The sequence below is a fragment of the Methylosinus trichosporium OB3b genome (assembly GCF_002752655.1).
Taxonomy (GTDB): domain Bacteria; phylum Pseudomonadota; class Alphaproteobacteria; order Rhizobiales; family Beijerinckiaceae; genus Methylosinus; species Methylosinus trichosporium.
The window spans coordinates 3799534-3820420 of the sequence record NZ_CP023737.1 but is presented as its reverse complement, the minus strand read 5'-3'; the positions used below and the strand labels follow the sequence as shown (position 1 = coordinate 3820420).

18 protein-coding genes are annotated in these 20887 nt (G+C 58.9%); 11 read left to right on the top strand and 7 right to left on the bottom strand.

The genetic code is table 11. The features are described from left to right. The first annotated feature begins 30 nt into the window (after positions 1–30). The 8 genes from CQW49_RS18100 (at position 31) to CQW49_RS18060 (ending at position 10779) form a co-directional block, all read left to right on the top strand. Entirely contained in the window at positions 31–1380 is a 1350-nt protein-coding gene (locus CQW49_RS18100) for a hypothetical protein (RefSeq protein ID WP_003610225.1), read from the top strand. Between the two features lie 122 nt (positions 1381–1502). Continuing rightward, a complete protein-coding gene (locus CQW49_RS18095; protein WP_003610227.1) occupies positions 1503–2378 on the top strand; it encodes a hypothetical protein in 876 nt (291 codons plus the stop codon). 280 nt (positions 2379–2658) lie between these two features. Further along, a complete protein-coding gene (locus CQW49_RS18090) occupies positions 2659–3933 on the top strand; it encodes a lipopolysaccharide biosynthesis protein (RefSeq protein ID WP_244441282.1) in 1275 nt (424 codons plus the stop codon). 112 nt (positions 3934–4045) lie between these two features. Beyond that, entirely contained in the window at positions 4046–5218 is a 1173-nt protein-coding gene (locus tag CQW49_RS18085) for a glycosyltransferase family 4 protein (protein ID WP_051418652.1), read from the top strand. Between the two features lie 584 nt (positions 5219–5802). Then, positions 5803–6603, top strand: coding sequence for a class I SAM-dependent methyltransferase (locus CQW49_RS18075; protein ID WP_003610232.1), 801 nt, complete (start codon positions 5803–5805; stop codon positions 6601–6603). Positions 6604–6663: 60 nt separating this feature from the next. After that, positions 6664–7959: a glycosyltransferase WbsX family protein gene (locus CQW49_RS18070; RefSeq protein WP_003610234.1), complete on the top strand. Its 1296-nt coding sequence runs from the start codon at positions 6664–6666 to the stop codon at positions 7957–7959. Positions 7960–8020: 61 nt separating this feature from the next. Beyond that, positions 8021–9058, top strand: a complete 1038-nt coding sequence (locus CQW49_RS18065) for a hypothetical protein (protein ID WP_003610235.1) — start codon at positions 8021–8023, stop codon at positions 9056–9058. A 149-nt stretch (positions 9059–9207) separates the two neighbouring features. After that, positions 9208–10779, top strand: coding sequence for an exopolysaccharide biosynthesis polyprenyl glycosylphosphotransferase (locus CQW49_RS18060; RefSeq protein ID WP_003610238.1), 1572 nt, complete (start codon positions 9208–9210; stop codon positions 10777–10779). Positions 10780–10995: 216 nt separating this feature from the next. Here the strand turns inward: CQW49_RS18060 and CQW49_RS18055 are convergent, their stop codons facing one another. The 6 genes from CQW49_RS18055 to CQW49_RS18030 all read right to left on the bottom strand — a co-directional run bounded on the left by CQW49_RS18055 (position 10996) and on the right by CQW49_RS18030 (position 17957). Then, the gene (locus tag CQW49_RS18055) at positions 10996–12498 is read right to left on the bottom strand and encodes an O-antigen ligase family protein (protein WP_003610240.1); all 1503 of its coding nucleotides are present in this window, start codon (positions 12496–12498) and stop codon (positions 10996–10998) included. 12 nt (positions 12499–12510) lie between these two features. Continuing rightward, a complete protein-coding gene (locus CQW49_RS18050) occupies positions 12511–13074 on the bottom strand; it encodes a hypothetical protein (RefSeq protein WP_003610242.1) in 564 nt (187 codons plus the stop codon). 53 nt (positions 13075–13127) lie between these two features. Continuing rightward, entirely contained in the window at positions 13128–14324 is a 1197-nt protein-coding gene (locus CQW49_RS18045; protein ID WP_155931243.1) for a hypothetical protein, read from the bottom strand. Positions 14325–14370: 46 nt separating this feature from the next. After that, the gene (locus tag CQW49_RS18040) at positions 14371–15081 is read right to left on the bottom strand and encodes a hypothetical protein (protein ID WP_003610246.1); all 711 of its coding nucleotides are present in this window, start codon (positions 15079–15081) and stop codon (positions 14371–14373) included. Position 15082: 1 nt separating this feature from the next. Further along, the gene (locus CQW49_RS18035; RefSeq protein WP_051418654.1) at positions 15083–17365 is read right to left on the bottom strand and encodes a GumC family protein; all 2283 of its coding nucleotides are present in this window, start codon (positions 17363–17365) and stop codon (positions 15083–15085) included. Between the two features lie 79 nt (positions 17366–17444). After that, the gene (locus CQW49_RS18030; protein WP_244441283.1) at positions 17445–17957 is read right to left on the bottom strand and encodes a polysaccharide biosynthesis/export family protein; all 513 of its coding nucleotides are present in this window, start codon (positions 17955–17957) and stop codon (positions 17445–17447) included. A gap of 100 nt (positions 17958–18057) precedes the next feature. Between CQW49_RS18030 and CQW49_RS25705 the strand changes: the two genes are divergently transcribed. Beyond that, positions 18058–18354 (top strand): hypothetical protein, encoded by a 297-nt coding sequence (locus CQW49_RS25705; RefSeq protein ID WP_040566372.1) that lies wholly within the window; start codon positions 18058–18060, stop codon positions 18352–18354. Between the two features lie 246 nt (positions 18355–18600). On the opposite strand, the gene CQW49_RS18025 is transcribed toward CQW49_RS25705, so the two are convergent. Beyond that, positions 18601–19206, bottom strand: a complete 606-nt coding sequence (locus tag CQW49_RS18025) for a class I SAM-dependent methyltransferase (protein ID WP_197507827.1) — start codon at positions 19204–19206, stop codon at positions 18601–18603. A 69-nt stretch (positions 19207–19275) separates the two neighbouring features. On the opposite strand from CQW49_RS18025, the gene CQW49_RS18020 reads away from it, so the two are divergent. Together CQW49_RS18020 and CQW49_RS18015 are read left to right on the top strand one after the other, a co-directional pair. Further along, on the top strand, positions 19276–19620 hold the full coding sequence (locus CQW49_RS18020; protein WP_162150800.1) for a hypothetical protein: 345 nt from the start codon (positions 19276–19278) through the stop codon (positions 19618–19620). A 189-nt stretch (positions 19621–19809) separates the two neighbouring features. Then, a complete protein-coding gene (locus CQW49_RS18015; protein WP_003610250.1) occupies positions 19810–20886 on the top strand; it encodes a sensor histidine kinase in 1077 nt (358 codons plus the stop codon). Position 20887 lies beyond the last annotated feature (1 nt).

Below are 20887 nucleotides of genomic sequence, written 5' to 3'. Positions count from 1 at the left end.
GTCCAACCCGCTCGTGCAACGAGGCAATCGATGAACTCTCATGTTGTCGCTTTTGCGGATCGACCAGCGACGCGCCGTATCACCGACACTTATTTTATTTTTATGGGCGCATTTTCCACCCTGCTCATCTTCAATCAGGTTTACGTCGGGGTGAATTTTTCACTAATCTGGCTAGGAATCATCGGAGCGCCACTCCTTTCGAAGAGACACCCTATTCGGCCTGAATATATTGCACTCAGCGTGTTTCTTTTACTGATACTACTAAAGTTCTTCGTTTGGTCTAATATCTCATCTATTTCTAGATATATTATATATATAATATTTGTATTATGCTGCAATGCGAGTATGGCAGAGAAAGAGTTCGAGAGATTCTTCACCGGGTTCCAGTTTGGCCTTATTCTAAATATTTTCTTGGCAGTCGTCCAAATGGCGGGACTACTGACAGATACGTTCGTTGCGACATTTCCCGTCACGACGTGGAATCGCGCCCTTTGGCACTACACGCTGCCGGAAGGGCTGTTGAAATTTCTACCACGTGTTCCTGGATTTACCCCAGAGCCTGCCTATCTAGGCACACTTGTTCTGGCCGCGGCTGGCTACCGGCGCTTTGTGCAAGGACGGCCCGTATTGTTGGGCTATTATGGAGCTTATTTGCTTATCACCGTGTTGCTTCTCGTCAACTCTAGAACCGTTGTCGTGGGCTATTGCTGGCTTGTTATGAGCGCACTTGCCTTGACGCTGCGTGATCGATGTAGCATGAAATTGATTTATCTAATGATATACGGGTTATCATTTATCACACTTCCGATTGTGATCATCGCGACGACAGATACGAGAGATCTCAAATTTCTTGCGGATCAAGACATTTCTATATTTGCGAGAGCCGTCCCGCTGACCTGGATCGACGAACAAAATAATTTGACATTCATAAACTATCTCATCGGAGTTGGTGACTACCAGTCATACACACAGTCTGTCAACATGTCTGAAGTGGTCTACACTTTGCTCGAAGCGGAAGGAGGTTTAATGGATTCAAAAAGCCTTGGTGGTGCATATTTTTACGATTTTGGATTGGCAGGTCTGGCGGCCTACGCGATAGTCGTTGGATATATCTGTCGCAACAAAACCAACTCCCTTCTCTTCATGTCCCTCATCAACATTGCATTTTTTAATGTGTATGCGCTGTCGTGGCCACTCTATTGGCTGTTTTTAATCGCTTGCGGCATCAACAACCAAATTCCGGCTGATCACCGTGAAGCGCGGCGTTGGGCCCTTCGAACCATACTCGGCGGGCGGCCCACCTTCATGCGGGGCGGCGTCGGTCCGCAGCTCCACATGCAGGACCGGTTAGAGGAGCGACCAACACAAAAGTCGCTATAGACCCCAAGTTTGCAATGCGACGCGGTTCCAATGCGCGTCTGCTGCAACGTCGTCCGACTGGCATTAAAAACTGCGCGATCATTCAAACACTCGCCCTTCAGTAACAGGAAAAGGACTCACTAATGCAGACGAAATTACGTTCTGCGCTCCGGGCCGGCCGACATTTACTTTTGAATCCGATCTCGAGCGAGTTCGATAAGGTAAGGCGTATCGTCGAATCGGGTCACGATTTCGCACTCGGCGCCGAGATCGATCGCTTGATCGCCAGCAGCAAAAATCCGCTCAATCGCTTCGGGGCGAAATATTTCTCCCAATCGGATGAGGACGGAATCACCCTCGAAATATTGAGACGAATCGAACTAGGAAATGGCGTATTTGTCGAACTCGGAGTGGGGAACGGCTTGGAAAATAATACCCTGATCCTTCTCGCTTCCGGCTGGAAGGGGGTCTGGATCGGAGGCGAGGAGCTAGCGTTCAACCATGGAGCAAATCCAAGCCGCCTGGCGTTTCGTCGTGCTTTTATAACAAAAGACAATCTCATTTCGACGATAGATGATGGCATGAAAAGCTTGAATTGTGCGTCTATCGATTTATTATCACTCGATTTAGACGGCAATGATATATATTTCATCGATAACATTCTTTCACACGGGATTTTGCCTGCCGTTGTGATCGTCGAATACAATGGCAAATTCCCTCCGCCGATTCGTTGGAGCATTTCTTACGACTCCAAACACGTGTGGGATGGAAGCGATTATCACGGCGCATCTCTGCAAAGTATGAACGATATCCTGTCGAAGTATGCTTACAAACTGGTTTGCTGCAACATCGGCACAGGCGCGAACGCCTTTTTCGTCGCCGAGCGCTTTCGTTCTGCCTTCGACGATGTTCCGATTGAACTCGCGGATATTTTTGTGCCGCTTCGCGTCAATCTATTCGTGCAGAGAGGACATCACCCATCGCCCAGCACTGTGGAAAGCATGTTGAAAGCATCGTGAGGGTCGCACTCACGACCACCGTCCTCCGTTAAATATTTCCCCAGCTTTGTATGTTCGCTTTCGTGCGGCCGAAATCGCTCACCTTACTTAAATCGAGGTAACGGACATCAACTCCATCAACTCTCGATCCGAACCGAGTTCGCGCGCCACCATCGGTTCAACGCTCGGCTCCGCGTTCCGCATGCTGTTCACCCGAATCAGCTCGGAGGACCTGCGGCGACGCCGCTTATTCGGAGTGCTGCAAGGAGTCGCAAGCGGCTTCGGAAATCGCGTTCTCGGAGTGGTGATAGCCTTCGTCTCGATTCCGCTGACGATCCGCTATCTCGGACCCGAACGATATGGCGCCTGGGTCATGCTCGGCTCGCTGCTGGCTTGGCTCAACATGACCGATTTCGGCCTGTCGAACGGACTGACAAACGCGTTGACCAGCGCCGTGAGCGAAAAACGGTTCGACCTCGCGCGAACACATGTCAGCAATGGCGTGTTGCTCTTGTGCCTGACGTCCCTCGCCTTCGGGTTGCTCGGCGTGTTCCTGTGGCCCTATTTCGATTGGAGCGCGCTGTTCGGCGTCACGAGCCCCGGCGCTCGCGCGGAGGTCGGAACTGCGGCTGCAGTCCTGCTCGTCATTGTGTTCGCGCAATCGCCGCTATCAGTGACGGTCAAAATTTACAACGCTTTCCAAGAAGGGCGTCTCGCCAATTATTGGGCGATGCTGGCGAGCGTCCTCGGCCTCGTCGCTCTGCTTGTCGTCACGCAGTCACAGGGCGGGCTTCCGTTGCTGATCTGCTCAGTCTATGGAAGCGGATTGCTCGTCAGCCTCGCGAGCGCATGCTGGCTGTTCGCCATCCACAAGCCAAAGCTCGCACCGAGCTGGCGCAGCGTCGATCTTCACAAGATGCGCGCGATCACCGATGTCGGTCTCCAATTTTTTGCTTTGCGCGCGATGGCGCTCGTCACATTCCAATCCGACTATTTTTTTATCGGACATTTCCTCGGCGCATCCCACGTGCCGCAATACAGCGTGAGCTACAGCCTGTTCAGCTATGTGTCGCTTCCCCAGACGATCGCGTCCGCCTATTTGTGGACCGCCTACAATGAAGCGATCACTCTCGGCGACATCGCATGGGTAAAAAAGACGCTGCGCGCCAACCTGTTTCTCGGATTGTCATTCGCCGCCATCGCAGCGGCGTTGTTGGCCTGCATCGCTAAGCCATTCATCGTCTGGTGGGCGGGGACGAACGTCGAACCCTCCACGACGCTGATCGGATGGATGGCCGCCTGGTGCCTGATCTACGCCTATGCGAACAGCTTCGCATGCCTCTTCGCCGCAGCCTCACATCTTCGCACGCAAGTCATTTACGCCAGCGTCGCGACATGCTCGAACCTCCTTCTCTCTTGGCAGTGGGTGCAACATTGGGGCGTCGAAGGCGTGACCGCCTCGACTGTCGTCTCTTACCTTGTTTTTATCTGCGTGCCCGTGTATTTCGATTGCCGCAGCCTCTTCGCAAAGCTGGATCGCAGAACGGTTCCCAGCCCGGCGCGGGAGACCAAATGAAGACGCTCCCATCCAGTTCATCGTGAGGTCATCGGCGATGCGAATTGCGGTCTGGCATAATCTCCCGAGCGGCGGCGGTAAGCGTGCACTGTACGAGCATGTAAGGGGACTCGTGGCGCGCGGCCACCATGTCGAGGCATGGAGCCCGCCGACCGCAGACGACACCTATCTCCCGCTCTCCGATTTGATTGACGAACATGTCGTCGAAATCGAATGGCCTGCGCCATATCGACGCAAGGGCCAAGCTGGCGTCAGCTTCGGAGTTGAGCGCTCACTCGGCGCGATGAACGATCATTGTCGACGTTGCGCCGCGGAAATAGACGCGCGGGGCTTCGACATCCTGTTCGCCAACGCCTGCATGTTCTTCCGTGCGACACAGATAGGTCGCCATCTCCGACTTCCCTCTGTTCTCTATCTTCAAGAGCCTTATCGCTGGCTCTATGAGGCGCTCCCGCGACTGAAATGGCTAGCGCCGCCGGTCGGCGCCTATTCGATCACACGTCCTTCGACATGGCGCACAGCCTATTCCGAATGGCGAGACATCGGCAACGCCCGCATTCAAGCGAGGGAAGAGCTCGCCAATGCGCAAGCGTTCGATCGCATTCTCGTCAACTCCTATTTCAGCCGCGAAAGCGTGCTGCGCGCCTATGGGCTAGATTCGCATGTATGTTATCTCGGCGTCGACACCGAGCGTTTCGTGCCCTTCGGAAAGGAGCGCGAGCGTTTCCTGATCGGGCTAGGTTCGATCACACCCGAAAAAAACATTGGTTTATGCATCGAGGCCGTGAGCTGTCTCTCGCCGCCCCGTCCCGCGCTCGTCTGGGTCGGCAATGTCGGAAACCCGAAATATCTGGCGCAAATGCAAAGTCTCGCGCACCAACGAGGCGTCGTCTTCGACCCGCGCATCTCCATCAGCGAGAACGAGCTGCTGAGCATTCTGAACAAAGCGACCGCCATGCTCTACGCGCCCCGCCTCGAGCCCTTCGGCTATGCTCCATTGGAAGCGAATGCGTGTGGCGTTCCTGTGGTCGCCGTTGCGGAAGGGGGCGTGAGAGAGACTGTCATTCACGAAGCCAATGGGCTGCTCGTCAATCACGATGCGCGATCAATGGCGGAGGCTGCGAGTCGGCTCATGAACGATCCGTCGCTCGCACGCAGCCTCGGCGACGCCGGTCGTGCGATGGTGAAGCGCCTGTGGAATGTCGACGCGGCTGTCGGACGGCTCGAGGCGCAATTGACAATGGTCGCGACCGGGCGAACTAGTTTGGCGACGGAAGTCGCATGACACCATGCGGACCGAAGCAATCGCAATTCGATCACGCTAAATTTAAGAAACGGATATGTCGATCGGCAAAAAAAGACGGCAGCCGCCAAGAGCGCATTGCAACACGCCGGCGTGCGTTTGCCCTATGACGGCAATCTCGGCGATCACCGCATCGTCGACGGAGTGGCCACGCGTTGCAGGACGATAGAAGTCCCGGGCATGACGTTCAATTCATTCATCGCCGACATCAGGTCTCCTCTCGCGGGGTAGATCGATGTGCAAGGCGCCGAGTCGAAAGCGATCGCCGGGGGAAGAAAGGTGCTCGAGAGGGCGGACTTGTTGATCACCGAATTTTCGCCGTTTCACATCGCGATGCTCGAAGGCGACAAGAACACAATCAACGACTGCCTACGGACTTTCACGCGGATATCGATTATGCTCGGAGCTGATCTACGAGGACGCGCAGAGCGCCTGCGACTGTCTCGATCGCTTTTTCGACGAAGCGAAACACGACGAACATCTATTCGAGGATATATACGCGAAGCGTTGATCGTCAGCGATTTCATCGACGCGAGTTCGACCCGCGCCAAGCATGAGGGAGAACGATGCGGTGCAAGATTTGCGGCAGCCAGTCTCAGCCGGCGTTCCGAGGAACGATTCTGGGAAAATACGACGTCGCATATTTTCATTGCTCACATTGTGAGTTTCTGCAGACGGAAGAACCCTATTGGCTGGAGGAGTCCTATTCGTCGGCCATCAGCGATCTTGATCTCGGTCCGGTCAATCGAGCGATTTGGGGCGCCCGAATCGTGGAGGGCGTGATTTGTTCGGCTTTCGACGCAAACGCAAAATTCGTCGATTGGGGTGGCGGTTATGGGGTTTTGACGAGGCTGATGCGTGACCGTGGATATGATTTCTATTGGCACGACGCCCATTGCCCCAACCTTTTCGCGAAGGCGTTCGTGGCCGATGAAAGCCAAAGCTACGCGCTTCTGAGCTGCTTCGAGGTTTTCGAGCATTTCGTCGAACCGAGGGTCGAAATTGAAAAAATGCTAAAGCTGTCGAGCAATATACTGTTCACGACTGAATTGCCGCCGAATAAAATCACGAGCCAGCGGGATTGGTGGTATCTCACGCCCGAGACAGGTCAGCATATTTCAATCTACTCGTCGCGCACACTCGAGCACCTCGCCGCGCAATATGGATTGCGGCTCATGAGCAATGGTTCCTCCTTGCACCTTCTGACGCGGGAGCCGATCTCCGAGCGACGATTTCACGCCATCGCCCGTGACGGCCGGATCGCTTGGCTGATTCGAAAGCTCGGCAGGCGCAAGCTCCTCAGACCTTCCCTTCTTCCGGATGATTTTCGTACAGTCACGGGCTGGAACGTCTGCCTCCCCGATTGATCGGAACCGTCGGCTGCCTGTCTCGCGCGGCCAGCCGCCTCGAACGCACGGAGACAGAGCGTGGGTATTCTCGAACAGATATTGTTCAACACGTCCTCCGGACCGAATTACCGACTGGACGAACAGGAAAATCATGTCCGCCAAACACCGCCCGTCACCTTGATCGCCTATTATCTCCCGCAGTTCCACCCGATCCCGCAAAATGACGCCTGGTGGGGCAAAGGATTTACAGAATGGACGAACGTCACCAAGGCCGTCCCGAGATTCAAGGGCCACTATCAACCCCGCCTTCCGGGTGAGCTCGGATTCTACGATCTGAGAAACAAAGACGTCATCGCACGTCAGGCGGAATTGGCGCGGAGCTACGGCGTCGGCGGGTTTTGCTTCCATTATTATTGGTTCGACGGCGATCGGCTTCTCGAAACGCCGTTGAACATATTCCTTCAGAATCCAGACATCGACATAAAATTCTGCATCAATTGGGCGAATGAAAATTGGACGCGGCGCTGGAGCGGCGACGACAAGCAAATCCTGAAAGCTCAACGCTACTCCCCCGAAAGCGACGCGGCCTTTGCGCGGTCGTTGGAGCCGCTCTTCCGCGATCCTCGATACATTCGGATCGATGGCCGACCGCTCATGCTGGTCTATCGGCCGGGGTTGCTGCCGGACGCCTCCGAGACAGTTGCGCGCTGGCGCGAGCATTTTGCGGCGATCGGCGAGAATCCCTATATCGTGATGGCTCAAATGGACGATGGCGACGACCCTCGCCTTTACGGAATGGACGCCGCAGCCGGCTTTCCTCCGCATCGTGTCGGCTGGACCGCGACATTCATTCCGTCGGAGACGCTCGAACGCTTCGACGCCGCCTATCACGCGAATGTTGTCGCCTATGAAGCGATGATCGAAGCTTCGCTGAATCATCGTCCGACGGGCTACAAATTATTTCCAGGCGTATGTCCGAGTTGGGACAATGAGGCGCGCAGACCAGGAAAAGGCAGCTGCTTTGCGGGGGCTAGCCCCCGACTCTACGAGGACTGGCTCACAGGCGCGTGCCGGGCCGTCTTGACCGACGCCCAAACGCGCGACGAACGCATCGTTTTCATCAACGCCTGGAACGAATGGGGCGAAGGCGCCTATCTCGAGCCGGATCGACATTACGGCTACGCCTATCTCGTGGCGACGGCCAATGCGCTGCGGCGGGTCGAAAATCAGCGCGACAACGAGGGGGCGATCGAAGGCGCGAAAGGCGCATCAAACCGCAACTCGGTGAAGCAGCGGATCAGACGAAGAGCGAGGCGAATGGCCGGCGTCATCGCTGATACGCTCGAAGGCGCCGCGCGCTTTCTGCGCTTCTGATCGCCGCGCCGCTGCTCGCCATACCAAAGCAAGCGAGAGCTGATCCTGGGAGATGCGATTAATGAGACGCTGCGTCATTCACGCCGGCACACACAAAACTGGCACGACAGCTATCCAGAGCGCGCTTACGCTGCAGCTGGAACGAAAAACAAGCCGTGGCTTTGCATACCCACGGATCGGCGATCAGTCCGCTCATCACAGCGTCGCGTTCAGCATGTTCGATCCCGGGCGGATGGCCGCCTATGGAGGCGCCGGAGTGCATGAGCTGATCGACGCGATGCGCGATTGCTCCGGAGACGTCGTCCTTTCGAGCGAAGAATTCATTCACGCAATCCATTATGCTCCTGATGCGTTCCAACACTTTCTCGATCTTATCGGCCCGATCTTCCCCAACGTCGTCATAGTGGTCTATCTGCGCAGTCAGGCCGATTATCTGCAGAGCGCCTATTTCGAACGGGTGAAGGCAGGAATGTCGGCGGATTTCTCGAGCTACGTATCGGCTCGGCTGACCAACAACCTCGGTGAGTTTCCACTCGATTACGAACTGTTGGTCGACGAGCTATTAGCGCTGAAAGGCGCCGAAATCGTCATCAGGGACTACAACTCGGGCAGTGCGGTCGAGGATTTCTTCCAGCTTTGCGGGATTGAGATCGGGAGCATCACGCAGCTCGAGCGAAAAAACGAGAGGTCCGGATTCAAGCGCTGCCTGACTCAGTTCTACGAAAACATTCACCGACGTCGCGCGAACGCCTCGGAACTCGGCGTCATCGAGGAGGTCGCGGGGCGCTACAAGGACAACCCGCCACAGCTATCGAGCCTCTGCAAGCGAGGCATTGTGAGCAGATTCGCACAAGGGAACCGACGCGTGTCGGCCGCCTATCGTCTCGAAGGGCTGGATTGCGAGTCTAGCGATGTCGGCTATTCGACGAATCGCTGCTTTTCGAATGAACCATCACTGCTCGACCCGTTCGAGAGCGATCGGCGTCGTCCTTCCATCGATCACATTTTTTCCTACAGCTTCGCCGCGCTCATTTCCACCGCCTCGGCAGCTACGCCGTCATGGACCCATGGACTGAGATGGGCTGGCGTGCGACGCTGAGCAAACGTCTTCGACCCTTTCCACGGATTTACGCTTAAGGGTTTTCATCGCCTTGCCCCGACGCATCTCGGCTGGCAGCGTCCGCGCTGGCGCATCCACCCGCCCGCGATAGAAGCGAAGTCGTATCCTTGGCGAGAGGAAAAGGTTTCATGAATTTGCAAGTGCTCCGTCAGCAGCGCGACGCATTGCAGTTGCGCGCGCCTGAGCCGAATTGGCCAAAGGGGGATGCTCCTATGCGCCAAACAGCCGCTGATGGGAGCCACCTCCCTGCCGAAGCGCCGACCACGCCTGGAACATCTGCGGCGGAGGTCCGCACGCCTGGCGCCAGCAATGCCGACATTCGTTCGTTCGCCGTCTACGCCGCGGAGTTCCTCGCCATCGTCCTCGCCAGCAGTTTCAGCGCAGCGGTGTATGGACAATTCCTGCATGGCGCTCCGGAGAATGTCATCGAGTTTCTCGGAATCGGAACCACCACCGCTCTGCTCTACTGCGGCCCGGGCAACATGCTCGGCTCAAAAAACCCACGCGCGCTGTCGCAGCTCGAATCCCGCATTCGAGAGTCGGTTTGGGCATGGGCCGTTGCGTGCGCATTGCTGCTGCTGATGATCTTTATGTTGAAAGCAGGCGCTGTGCTTTCCAGGGGCGCGATGCTCACGTTTTTCATCACCGGTTTGGCGGCGGTGACTCTAGTGAGAGGCTTTCTGGCCCCGACGCTCGTGCAAATGGTCCGCCGCGCCGCATTCGCCCGCCGCGGCGCGGTGGTCATCACCCAGTTCGCAGATCAGTCGCTGCCGGCGCTTTTGACAAGCTTGCGAAACGCAGGCTACGCCAGTCCAATAACCGTCATGATAGACCCTTCCGGATCTGCGGAACACTGGACCAAAGAACGCAAACGCGTCCTGGACCGCGTCGCAGAATATGCAAAAACCATGGCCGCCGGAGAAATCTTCCTGTGCGCCTCGGACGTCCCGCGCAGTCGACTGCGCAGCCTCAAGACCGGCCTCAGCCTCATTCCGAGATCGCTGTACTATGTTCCCGACGAATCCATGTCGCAGGCTCTCCATGGCCGGCACATCTCCGAGGTCGGCGACCGTGTGACCATCGAGATTCAACGCGAGCCATTATCCAGCGCCGAGCAGATCGCGAAACGCATCGTCGATATTCTCGGCGCGACATTTCTGCTGATCGTGCTGCTGCCTGCATTCGCCCTCGCCGCATTCGCGATCAAGCTGGACAGTCCGGGATCGGTGCTGTTTCGGCAATCGAGACGCGGCCTCGGCGGACGTCCCTTCGACATTCTCAAATTTCGAACCATGCATGTCGCAGAAAATGGTCCGGAAATTCGTCAAGCGCGTCGAAACGACAGGCGGGTCACGCGAGTCGGACGCCTGCTGCGGCGATCCAGTCTCGATGAGCTGCCGCAACTGATCAATGTCATCAAGGGCGAGATGTCGCTCGTCGGCCCCCGACCGCATGCGGTGGCTCACGACGAGGAATTCGCGAAAATCATCGAGAACTACGAGATTCGCCAACATGTGAAGCCCGGGATGACGGGCTGGGCGCAAGTCGCGGGTCTGCGTGGCGAGACACCCTCCCCGGACGCTATGGCAAAGCGCATTGAAGCCGATCTGTGGTATGCGAGGAACGCGAGCCTATGGCTGGATATCCAAATCCTCCTACGAACAGCCATTGCGATTTTCGCCCAGCCGAACGCATATTGATCACAAACCGCAGTTCGAGGTTGAGGAGGCAGCGCGCCTCCATTCAGCGGTAGTGCCAATAGCGACAACACGGAACGGTGCGGCTCCATTTCGCATACGAACGAAAGCTCGACGAAAGCCTGTCAACAACCCTTCGTCACGCCGCCGACCGAGTCTCGGCTTGCGCATAAAAGTCTGGCCTTCTTACGTAAAGACGACGCGCTCGAGACCAGTCGGCTAGCGATCTTCCGAGAGCACTCGGCTTCCATCGGCCGAACCTGATTTGGTAATTCGTCGTCGACGTCGCACCCCGTCTGATCGAGTGACGTCGCGCGGACCCTGGCCCTCAGTCGGATCCGTGGGCCTTCGCCAAGGGCGACGCGGCGCCTCCGCTTTCCCGCCTCTTGCGAGTTCCGCAGCTCCTCGATCATCGGGTCGAGCGACGGCGAACAAAATGGCGCAGCAATAGGCGAAGACCGCGGCGTTCGCGGAGGCGCGCAAGGGATAGTCCCACAGCGAATGCGCCAAGAGCATCATCACCACCAAAAGCGCTGCTAATCTAACTCTGGCGCCTTCGACATTTCTCTCGCGAAAACCGCGGCGCCCGCAGCTCACTATGAGCACGGCGGCGCCGAGGATCAGCATCACGCCGGCGGCGCCGGTTTCCACGACAATCTCGATGAGGTCATTATGCGCGTGGTTGACGGTCGCGGGGAGAATCGCGCTCGTCTCCACGAATAAGGGATAGACGCGTTCGAACGTGCCTAATCCGGAGCCGAACGGGAAGAATGCTTCAGCCGCGCGGAGCGATATGCGGGCGACAGGCCAGCGCGCGTCGGAGATGATAGCATCCTCGCCGAACCGCCCGAGGATGCCGCTCAACCCGAAAGCTGTCAGCAAGGCGCCGGACACAGCAACGAAGGCGCCGCCGACCAGACCGGCCGTCGCGCGCGCGCCCGCGAGCTGTGGGATCCCGCCCCATATCCCCAATGCAAAGAGGGCGACAGTGGACACTGCGCCGATCAACAGCGCCGATCGCGACCCGGTCATCATAAGGCCGAGCCAAACGGTCAAAGCAAATCCCAGCGATATAGCGATACGGTAGCCGCGACCGCCTGCAGCCGAGCGAGGCAAGGCGACGACGAGCATCAGAAGTGACGAATAGAGAAATGCCGCCGCGTGATTTCGGTTGGCGAAGAACCCGACTCCAACCTCACGATTCGTCACAGCATAAAAACGGAAAGCGCTGTCAGGCCCTTGCACGATCTGCACGACCTCGAGAAACACATTCGCGAGGCCGATCGCGACGATGATCCACGCGAGGCGTCGCCGCTCCTGTTCCGCGCATGCGCGCACACCGAGAAAAATCGCGACCGGAGGCAGCAGCGCGAATACCGCCCGCGTCGTCGCCCATTGGCTGATCGTCACGCCGAGCCAAGGCGGCGTTAGGTCTGCGCTATGGAATGTGTCGGCGACCGCGGCTCGGCCCGGCAACGCCATCCAAAGAGCCGGCGGCAGCGCGATCAACTGAAGCATAGGCGTGGCGAGGATGACCAGCGTCGCGATCAGCGGCCAACCGCAGCGCACACGAGCAGTCAAATAGCCATGGAGCGCCAATGCGAGCAACGGTAGACAACACAGTTGGACGAAGTCGTCGGAAACGGAGCCTTTTTGCGTGGCGCCGCCCATAAGCAGCGCCGCGCCGATCGCGACACCGCTCAAAATCTCGATCGGCCTCACGCCGCTGCCTCATCAAGGGCTGAGAGGCGACGGCGGCGTGTTTGAGATTGGCGCAGTCACAAGCAACGGCGGCAAGCCATTATTCGAATCACCGCTATCGACATTCGAGAGTCCGACCCCGAGACCGGCGGCGGTCACGCCCACAACGGCGCCGAGCGCGAGCAACTCTTCCTGCGTGAGCGGCAGTCCATCCTCGGACGATCCGTCGGCCCTGCCGACCGCCGATGGACTTGCAGACACTCGCGCCACACAGGTCGAACCGTCTTTCTCATTGATTGTCAGCATCACGCCGTTGCTCACTCGCGTGACGATGTTGCGACCAACGAAAATATCAGCCGACCCTTTCCGCGCATACACGCGGTCACCCGCCGCCAAGCGCAGGCCTTCGCGGGCCTGCGAGAATGCCGTGCTCCGCGACAGCAGCACGGTTCCCTTCACATTCTGCAGTCGAGCGGACCCGACCGCGCAGATCTTTTCAGAACGGCTATGGTTGATCGTCTCAGCGCTCTCCGTAGCGAAGCTCGTTCCGAGCGTCGCAACATTCATTACAGCGATGGCCGCCAAAAGCTTCTTCATCGCAATCTCCTCGCAATCGGATATCGTCCACAACCGATTTGGAATATGCCACGCTACCGCAGTTCCGCAGAAGTGTCGAGCCTCACTATGCCGAGGTCCTTATAACGCGCTTCGCCGCTGACTTCCGCTTCCACCGCGGCGCGCGCCGGGATCTCGAGAACGAGCCATTGTCCCGCACAACCTTCTGCCGCAATCGTAAATCGCGCCCGCAAGGAAAGCCAGGGCGTGGTGCCGGTGAGCAACTCGGTCGTCGCCAAGGGCTCCGACGAGTCGCTGCACACGATCTTCCATCGCAAGCCCCGTTCATTTTCGAGGTTCAGCAGTTTTACGGACCCAGAAAATTCATATGTCCCTGGAGCAAGCGCGAGCAGATGAACGACGTGGCGAAAGGCGACGCGGGCGCCGTAAAACCGCACGACCAGGACCCTCTCCCGCTCACGCGAAGCGATCTCCATCGACGCGCCCGCGACGGGAATGAATCGCCAATCGAATGGCAGGTCCGACATCGGATGCTCGAATCCTCCATTGTAGAAGGCCCCGACCTTGCTCAGCCTTTGCTCTGGCAGATGACCGAGCCACGCCAGATAGGCGTCCTCTATATGCCCTGCGTGAACGAGCTGCGCGAGATAGGGACTCATCTCGGCGTCGGTCGGCGGCGCCGCGGACTGGCGCAATTGTTCGTAGAGTCGCGCGAGAACGTCTGAATGCCCGGAAACGTAGCACAGATAAGTCAGAAGCGCCTGTCGCCATGGCGGCCGCGACGCCAGTAGACGCGCGAGCGCCGCCTCCACATTCGGGTCGTTCGCGATCATAACCTTCACGGCGCGAGCGAGGCTGGGCATGACGTCCAAGCTCCCACGCGCCAGAATATCGAGCTCTCTGAAGGCGTCATTGGAATTGCCGCTGGTCGCGGCTCTAAAAAACAATTGTACATGGGCGATACGATCCAAAGCGGAGTGCGCCGCCGCAGCCTTGAATATCTCGTCGATCCGCGCGCCGTTTCCGCCGCCGCGGATGAGCGCGACGCCATAGAGAGAGAGCCCTTCGAATGAAAGGGGATCGACACTCAATAGGCGCGCTGCCGCCGCCGCGGGATTGTCCGAGCGCACTGCCGCTGCAAGCTCCCCGCGCACGAGCGCCGTAAGCGCTCGCGGATCGCCCGCGTCCCACGAAAGCGCTTCAATCGGCGCGCCGACGAGCATGTCGGCCGCTGTATGGCGGACGATTCGCCAGCCGAGCGGCAACGTCATCAGAGCAATCGAGACAAATCCGACGAAAGCCTTCGTCCTCGACACTTCAGCGTGCCTCCACAGCCTCGAATCGAGTTTCAATCTGCACGTCGACGACGCGATTCGGCGCATTTCGTCGGCTCGTGCGAAGAACCTTGCGACGCCGATTCAAGGTCTCGCCCTGCGCCGTCGCCAAATCGCTGAAACGAACTGGCCCCAGGAATGACAGAGCGGCGACGAGCAAAGCCGCGACGACGATCCATCGCGACACACGCGCATGGCGCTTGCGCTGATGCGGAATGCGCTTGCGTATCGATCGACGCGCGGAAGCGAGCATCGGAGCTTGGATATCGTTCCTCGAGCCGCAACTCGGAATCGCCACGTGACCGCCGACCTCGCGCCATGCTGCGAGCACCATGCGCGCATAGCCCGACCGCCATTCGCTGTCCGAGCGATCCGGATGCAGCCAGAGCAGAAGCCATCGCAAATGGAGGCGCATGACGTCCCGTGACGCGCCCTCTCGCACGCCGAGCATGCGATAGCAATCGGCGCCAGGATGCAGAACGATTTGCAGGACGTAGAATTGCGCGGCGGCCTTCACGAATTTCGGCTCTCGACGAACGAGCGTCGCGGCCTGCTCGAGAGTGGCGTCACAACCTGCCGCAATGCGAATCACCTCGAGAACGTCGTCCGGCAGGGGACGTCTGCGAAGCCTGGCCGCGAGGCGCGGAGCGATCGCGAGCTCGAGAGCGTGAAACAGCGCCGTATCTGCGCGCACGTCAATGATCCTTCACCGCAGATGTATCTTCCACGTCGCGGTTTTCGTGATCCGCGGGCAATCGCTCGCGCTCATAGTAATAGCTATTGTAGGCGTCCGAGCCGAATCCATATCCATAGGCGCGCCCGACCTTGCTCGGATCGAATCGTGTCAACACGCTCCCGACGAGACGCGTTCTCGAAAAGCGCAGGCGCTTGACAGCCGCACGAATGCTTCGTCTGCGCGCGCAATTCGAGCCGACGACCAGTATCGCGCCATCGACGAAGCTGCCGATCAAGGGCGCATCCGCCAGACCGACGACCGGAGGGCTATCGACGATGACCACGTCGAAATTCTCACGCGCCGTCGCCAGAAGCGTTCCCATGCGAGGATTCGAAAGAAGCTCGGGAGGATTGCACGGCGACGAGCCTGCCGCGAGAAGCGTCACCCCGCGGGCGCAATTCTCGATCACGATGTCTTCGGCATAGGCGAGACCCTTCAACACATCGACGAGACCCGCGCGATTTTCCACGCCGAAGATCGTGTGCATGCTGGGTCTGCGCATATCGGCGTCTATCAACAGAACACGCATGCCCAATTGCCCGAAGCTTCCGGCGAGGCAGGCGGACGTCGTCGACTTTCCCTCGGACGGCTGCGAGCTCGTGACGAGCAATGTCTTCGGCACTCCCGACTCGGTGGCGAATTGGAGCGAGGTTCCGAGGCTGCGGAACGCTTCAGCGGCGGCCGAATAAGGCTCCGTGATCACTCGTCGCGCCAATGTGTCGCCAGGGGCTTGCTCGCAGACCGGGATGACGCCCAGCACTGCGAGTCCCAGCATCTCCTCGATCTCCTCCGGCGCCTTCACCGTGTCATCGAGAGATTCTCGCACCAGGACCGCAGCCGCCGAGGCAAGCAAGCCGAGCACCAGCGCCAGCGCCAGATTGAGCAGCAGCTTCGGACTCGATGGGACTTTCGGCAGCTCGGCCTTGTCGATGATCGCTACATTATTGGTGCCGATCGCACCGGTGATGCCGACCTCCTTGTACTGCTGCAAGAGGCCCTCGTAGAGGGTCCTGTTGGTGTCGACCTCGCGTTGCAGAATATTGTATTGAATGCTGCGATTTCGAAGATCGAGCACTTCCGTCTTGAGCTTTTCGATCTGCTCGCGAAACGAGAGCTCCTGATCGCGCGCCGCCTCGTAGCGGGCTTTGATCGCGCGCTTGATGAGAGACACCTGCGAGCTGATCTGATGATCATATTCGACGATCTGCGCCCGCAGCTGCTGCATTTCCGGGAAGTCCGGCTTCATCACGCGGAGCTTCTCCTGGAATGCCGCCGTCAGCTGTGTGCGTCGTTCACGCGCGGACTGGATATTGCGATCGTCGAGCACCTGTGGGAGCCCGACTCCATTCCCCTCCTGCGCCTGCAGCCACAGCCGCTCGCTCCTGATTCTCTCCGCCGTCGCGCCGGCGAGCGAGTCATTGAGGGACCTCAGATTTGCGCCGGCAGTCGAGATCTTGTCGTCGACATTCACGATGCCTTCTTTTTGCGCGTATTGGACCACCTGCTTTTCGGAATCTTCGAGCTTCAGCTTCACCTGCTGGAGCTTTTCCTGAAGAAACATGCGCGCGTAAGCGGAAGCCGCGTAGCGACGATCCAAGGTCATCGCAACGAAATCCTGGCCGACGGCGGCGCTCACTGCCTGAGCGATCGCGGGGTCGCGCGAGCCGAATTGAACCCTCACGATGCGAGATCGCGCGATCGGCTGAATCGACAATCCATACATCACCGTGTCGATGGCGCGCTGGCGTTGCTGTTCGGGATCGGGCGTCTCGCGTCCTTTGGAAGAGAAAATCGCACCGATTGCGCGTGTGAGCGACCAGCTGTCAGTTTCCAAGAAGCCCTTGCGATCGGCGAGCGACAGCGATGACACGACGCGCTCGGCGAGTGCGCGGCTCTTGAGCAGCTCGTGCTGGGTTTCATAGAATTGTGGGTCGGAATGATCCTCGACGACCGCATCATGATTGCGAAGAAATTTGGTCGCCTCTCGATCGATCTGAATCGTCGTCGTCGCCGTGAATATCCTCGGCATGAGAAAGGTGACGATGAGGCCGGCGACCAGAAAGCCCGTGCAAATGAGCGCGATGTCGCGCTTGTACTTCAGGACGAGGTCGATCAGCTTGAAGAACAGCGGCGTCTCGCTGTCGCCGGCATAGGAGTCGAAGCGGTCGTCGCGGAGCCCTGGATAGAACGACGCCGCAGCCGCGAGGCTGTGCTCGTCCGATCGTCTCTCGAGGACTGCCACCGGCGCCTCTCCGCCAAATCTCCGGTCTCGATTCATCCGGCCGATATCTCCTCGATACGATGAATGGAGAAGCGAGCGCTCACCACGCCCTCGCTCCGACATTCAAAAGGGTCGGAACCGTGGTCTTGAACATTTGCAGCCCCGTGCGCGCCGCGGACTCCTCTATGACGATTGTGTCGCCGCCATAGACCAGCGGATCGTCGGCTTGGCCCGTGCGAATCGCGGAGACGTCATATTTTGCGGTGATCCGCCGCTGGCCCGAAACTCTCATCAGCGACACAGTGTAGTCGCCGACGTCATTGATGCCTTCGGCCATCGCCAGCGCCTGCAGCAGCGTGGTCTTTCCTTTGAGCTGATAGACGCCCGGCCTCCGGGCGGCGCCCTCGACGGTCACGCGAAGACCGACCGATTCTTTGACCAGCACCGACACTTGCGGCGAGCGTAGAAACCTGTCGCCGAGCTTTTTCGCGAGCTCGGCCTCGAATTCGTTCAACGTCCGTCCCGCCGCCGTCACCACGCCGATCAAAGGATAGGAAACGCGGCCGGAGCCGTCGACCTGAACGGTTCGGCTCAATGTCGGAAATCCAAACACGGTGATCTCGAGAACGTCTTGCGCAGCGATACGATATGTAGCGCTCGTAAAATCCGCATCCGCCTTCAGACTGTCGGGCTCGGGCAACGAGGACGAACCGGTGGAGTGCGTCGGCGTCGGATCGAATCCCGATTCGCCCGTCGCACATCCACCCGAGACGAATGCGCAAAGGAGCGCGGACGATGCGAAGGAAATGCGCCGCGTGAAAAGCCGCCGCCTCATAATCGAGTCCTTCTCCGGGGAAATGATCGAATTTGAAATCGACTGTGGAACACGCCTGTCGCGTCGTAGCGAATCCTATCCTTTCGTCACCATGGGCGCAGGAATTGTCGCGCCGCATTTGAGAGTCGAGCAGCAGGTCGAAGTCGACGCGTCGGCGACGTGTAAACAGCGTTGATGCGGCGTCCATCGTGGACGATTAGGCGCAGGTCGATGACGATCGACATCTTGTCCATCGGCGCAGTCGCCGCAACGCGCTCGGCTTCGTCCACCACGCGATTGGACGGCGTGATCGGCGCCCGACGCCGCACCATCGACTCTCCGGCACGAGTTAGCAAGAGGGTCCGATTTAGGTAAAATCCGAGAGTCGGCGAGTACGACAGAACGCGGCGTCTGCGCCGATGCGGAATGCAGCGCGTCAACGTCATGTCGAGTAGGAAACGTCGGCGCGAAACGGCTTTCGACAAATCACCACCTCGCTGAACTCTGCGACGATGCCGACGCTGCGCTGATGAAATCGGCGAACCTCGACATCGAAGGGCGTCCATTCGGCGATGAGGTCGGGAAGATCGTAGCCGTAATGGAACGTCACGAGCGAGCCAGAAGGATCGATGGGATTTTGATGATATTCCGGGTCCAGATGATGGATGACGCTTCCATCCGGCGCGAGCGAGGCGCGTCTTTCGGTCGCGACGAGTCCCTTGTAGATCGGCACGGTATGAATATAGAAGCCGCCGCGCCTCAATGTCCGATAGATCTCCTGATAGACGCGATCGGGATGAAACACGTGCTCCATGACATCCTGTGTGATCACGACGTCGAAGGATTCGTCGGGGAGTGTCTGTGCTTCGAGATTTTCGCAACGGACGCCGAATTTGAAGCTCCCCGGCTCGACCTCGGGAAAATACTGCGTGGCGAGGTAGTTCTTGCAATCGCGTCGCAGCACGCGCGACGCCGCCTGCTCGCCGGGCGAGCTTTCGTGCAGCTGCAACGAACGCCAGCTCGGCGCGATCTGCTCGAGCGCCTGCATCAGCGCGCGTTCGCGTGGGATGGAGCCGCGTTCGCAGGCCGTGCAGATCAAATGGTCGCGGAACCATTCGTGCCTCGCCTCGAAGGTCGTTTCGCGGCGACAGACCGGGCATTCGCCTTTCCACCGCGCGATTACGGGCGAGCTGTTCATGACCAGCCGATGCTTCGCGGCTCTGAGCAGACGTCGAAGATCCTCGGTTGGCGTCAACTCGCTTCCTCCGTCATCGAGACCGTCGCGTCATCGCCTTTCGGCGTCGCGGGTGCGAATGATATCGACCAGCTCACGGATGACGAGTTCGGGATTACGCGGATCGAATGGTCGCCGACGCTCGGCGCCATGCGATGTGATGGCGACGGTGCGAGATCGGAATTACGAACAATTAAAGTTGAATTCGAGTCGAATTGCCACGATTGATCGCTCAGTCTGCAGTATGAAAATCTCGGCGAGCTCGATGATATTTGTTCTTTACCTCGGCGGCGACAGCAGCCACTATGGGAGCAGGGATGATCGTCCGACGCGAGAGAGCTTCGACTCTACTATAAAAACTCGGGCGGCGCGGAAGCGTCTGCAACCGAGACGGACGGGAATCGACCGGGAGAGCAGATGACCGACGCGCAGACGGCGGCCGATGATTGGCGTCGTCTCGTCTTCGACGAGACCAGCGCCGCCTTGATGTTGATCGACGGCGATGGCGTGGTTCTGCGCGCCAACGCCGAGGCGCAGAGATTGTTTCGATATCCGGCGCAAGATCTCTGCGGCCGGCGCCTTTGCGATCTTCTTCCCGACTTCGCTCCCGTCACATCTCCCTGCAGCGGCGTTTTCGGGGCGCGACGCGACGGCGCGCGCATTCCGGTGTTCGCGCGTATGACGCCGCTCGGTCCCGAGCCCGGCGCGAACATGCTGGCGACCCTCTTCCGTCTTGCCGGTGGGCGCAAGGACACGGCTTCGCTCGTCGAGCGCGCTGCGGGGCTCGAGGAAGCCAATGAGCGCCTGGCGCGCTTCGCTTTCGTCGCCTCGCAGGATCTGCAGGAGCCGCTGCGCAAGATCGCCGTTTTCGCCGACCTCATGCAAAAGGCGATCACCCGCGGCGTGCGGGAGGAGATTGTGCATGCGAATGAGGTGATGCGCTTTTCGGCGCTGCGCGCCCGCGCGCTGGTGGAGGATCTCCTGTCCTTCTCCCGCATCGTCAATGACGAGCTGGAGCTCGCCGCGCTCGATCTGCGGGCGGCGATCGACGCTTCGCTCGCGGCGCTCGGGCCTTCGCTCGCTATGGCGCAGGCGCGTCTCGAGGTGGATCTGCCGCGCGTCTCGATCAGCGCCGACGCCATGCAGTTCCAGCGCCTCGTTCGCAATATTTTGTCCAATGCGGTGAAATACCGCAAACCCGGCCGCCCCGTGAGCATCGCCATCCGCGGCTTTCGTGACGAGACACAGCTCTGCCTCGCCATCGCCGACGACGGCATCGGCTTCGAGGCGCAATATGCGCAGCGGGTTTTCGAGCCGTTGAAGCAGCTGCACAGCAAGGTCGATTATCCGGGCTCCGGCGTCGGCCTCGCAATGTGCAAGGCGATCGCCGATCGTCATGGTTGGCGCATTTCGGTCGAGGCTCAGCCGGGCGTCGGCGCGACCTTCTTCATCGTGCTGCCGTGCTGTGAAGCCCGCGCGCAATTCCCGCGGTAAC

Coding starts and splice junctions, on each gene's coding strand:
- CQW49_RS18025 (WP_197507827.1), bottom strand. CDS start 19,206: ATGCAGGCGCTCGAGCAGATCGCGCCGAGCTGGCGTTCGTTGCAGCTG.
- CQW49_RS18060 (WP_003610238.1), top strand. CDS start 9,208: ATGAATTTGCAAGTGCTCCGTCAGCAGCGCGACGCATTGCAGTTGCGC.
- CQW49_RS18050 (WP_003610242.1), bottom strand. CDS start 13,074: ATGAAGAAGCTTTTGGCGGCCATCGCTGTAATGAATGTTGCGACGCTC.
- CQW49_RS18095 (WP_003610227.1), top strand. CDS start 1,503: ATGCAGACGAAATTACGTTCTGCGCTCCGGGCCGGCCGACATTTACTT.
- CQW49_RS18045 (WP_155931243.1), bottom strand. CDS start 14,324: ATGACGTTGCCGCTCGGCTGGCGAATCGTCCGCCATACAGCGGCCGAC.
- CQW49_RS18100 (WP_003610225.1), top strand. CDS start 31: ATGAACTCTCATGTTGTCGCTTTTGCGGATCGACCAGCGACGCGCCGT.
- CQW49_RS18075 (WP_003610232.1), top strand. CDS start 5,803: ATGCGGTGCAAGATTTGCGGCAGCCAGTCTCAGCCGGCGTTCCGAGGA.
- CQW49_RS18015 (WP_003610250.1), top strand. CDS start 19,810: ATGACCGACGCGCAGACGGCGGCCGATGATTGGCGTCGTCTCGTCTTC.
- CQW49_RS18065 (WP_003610235.1), top strand. CDS start 8,021: ATGAGACGCTGCGTCATTCACGCCGGCACACACAAAACTGGCACGACA.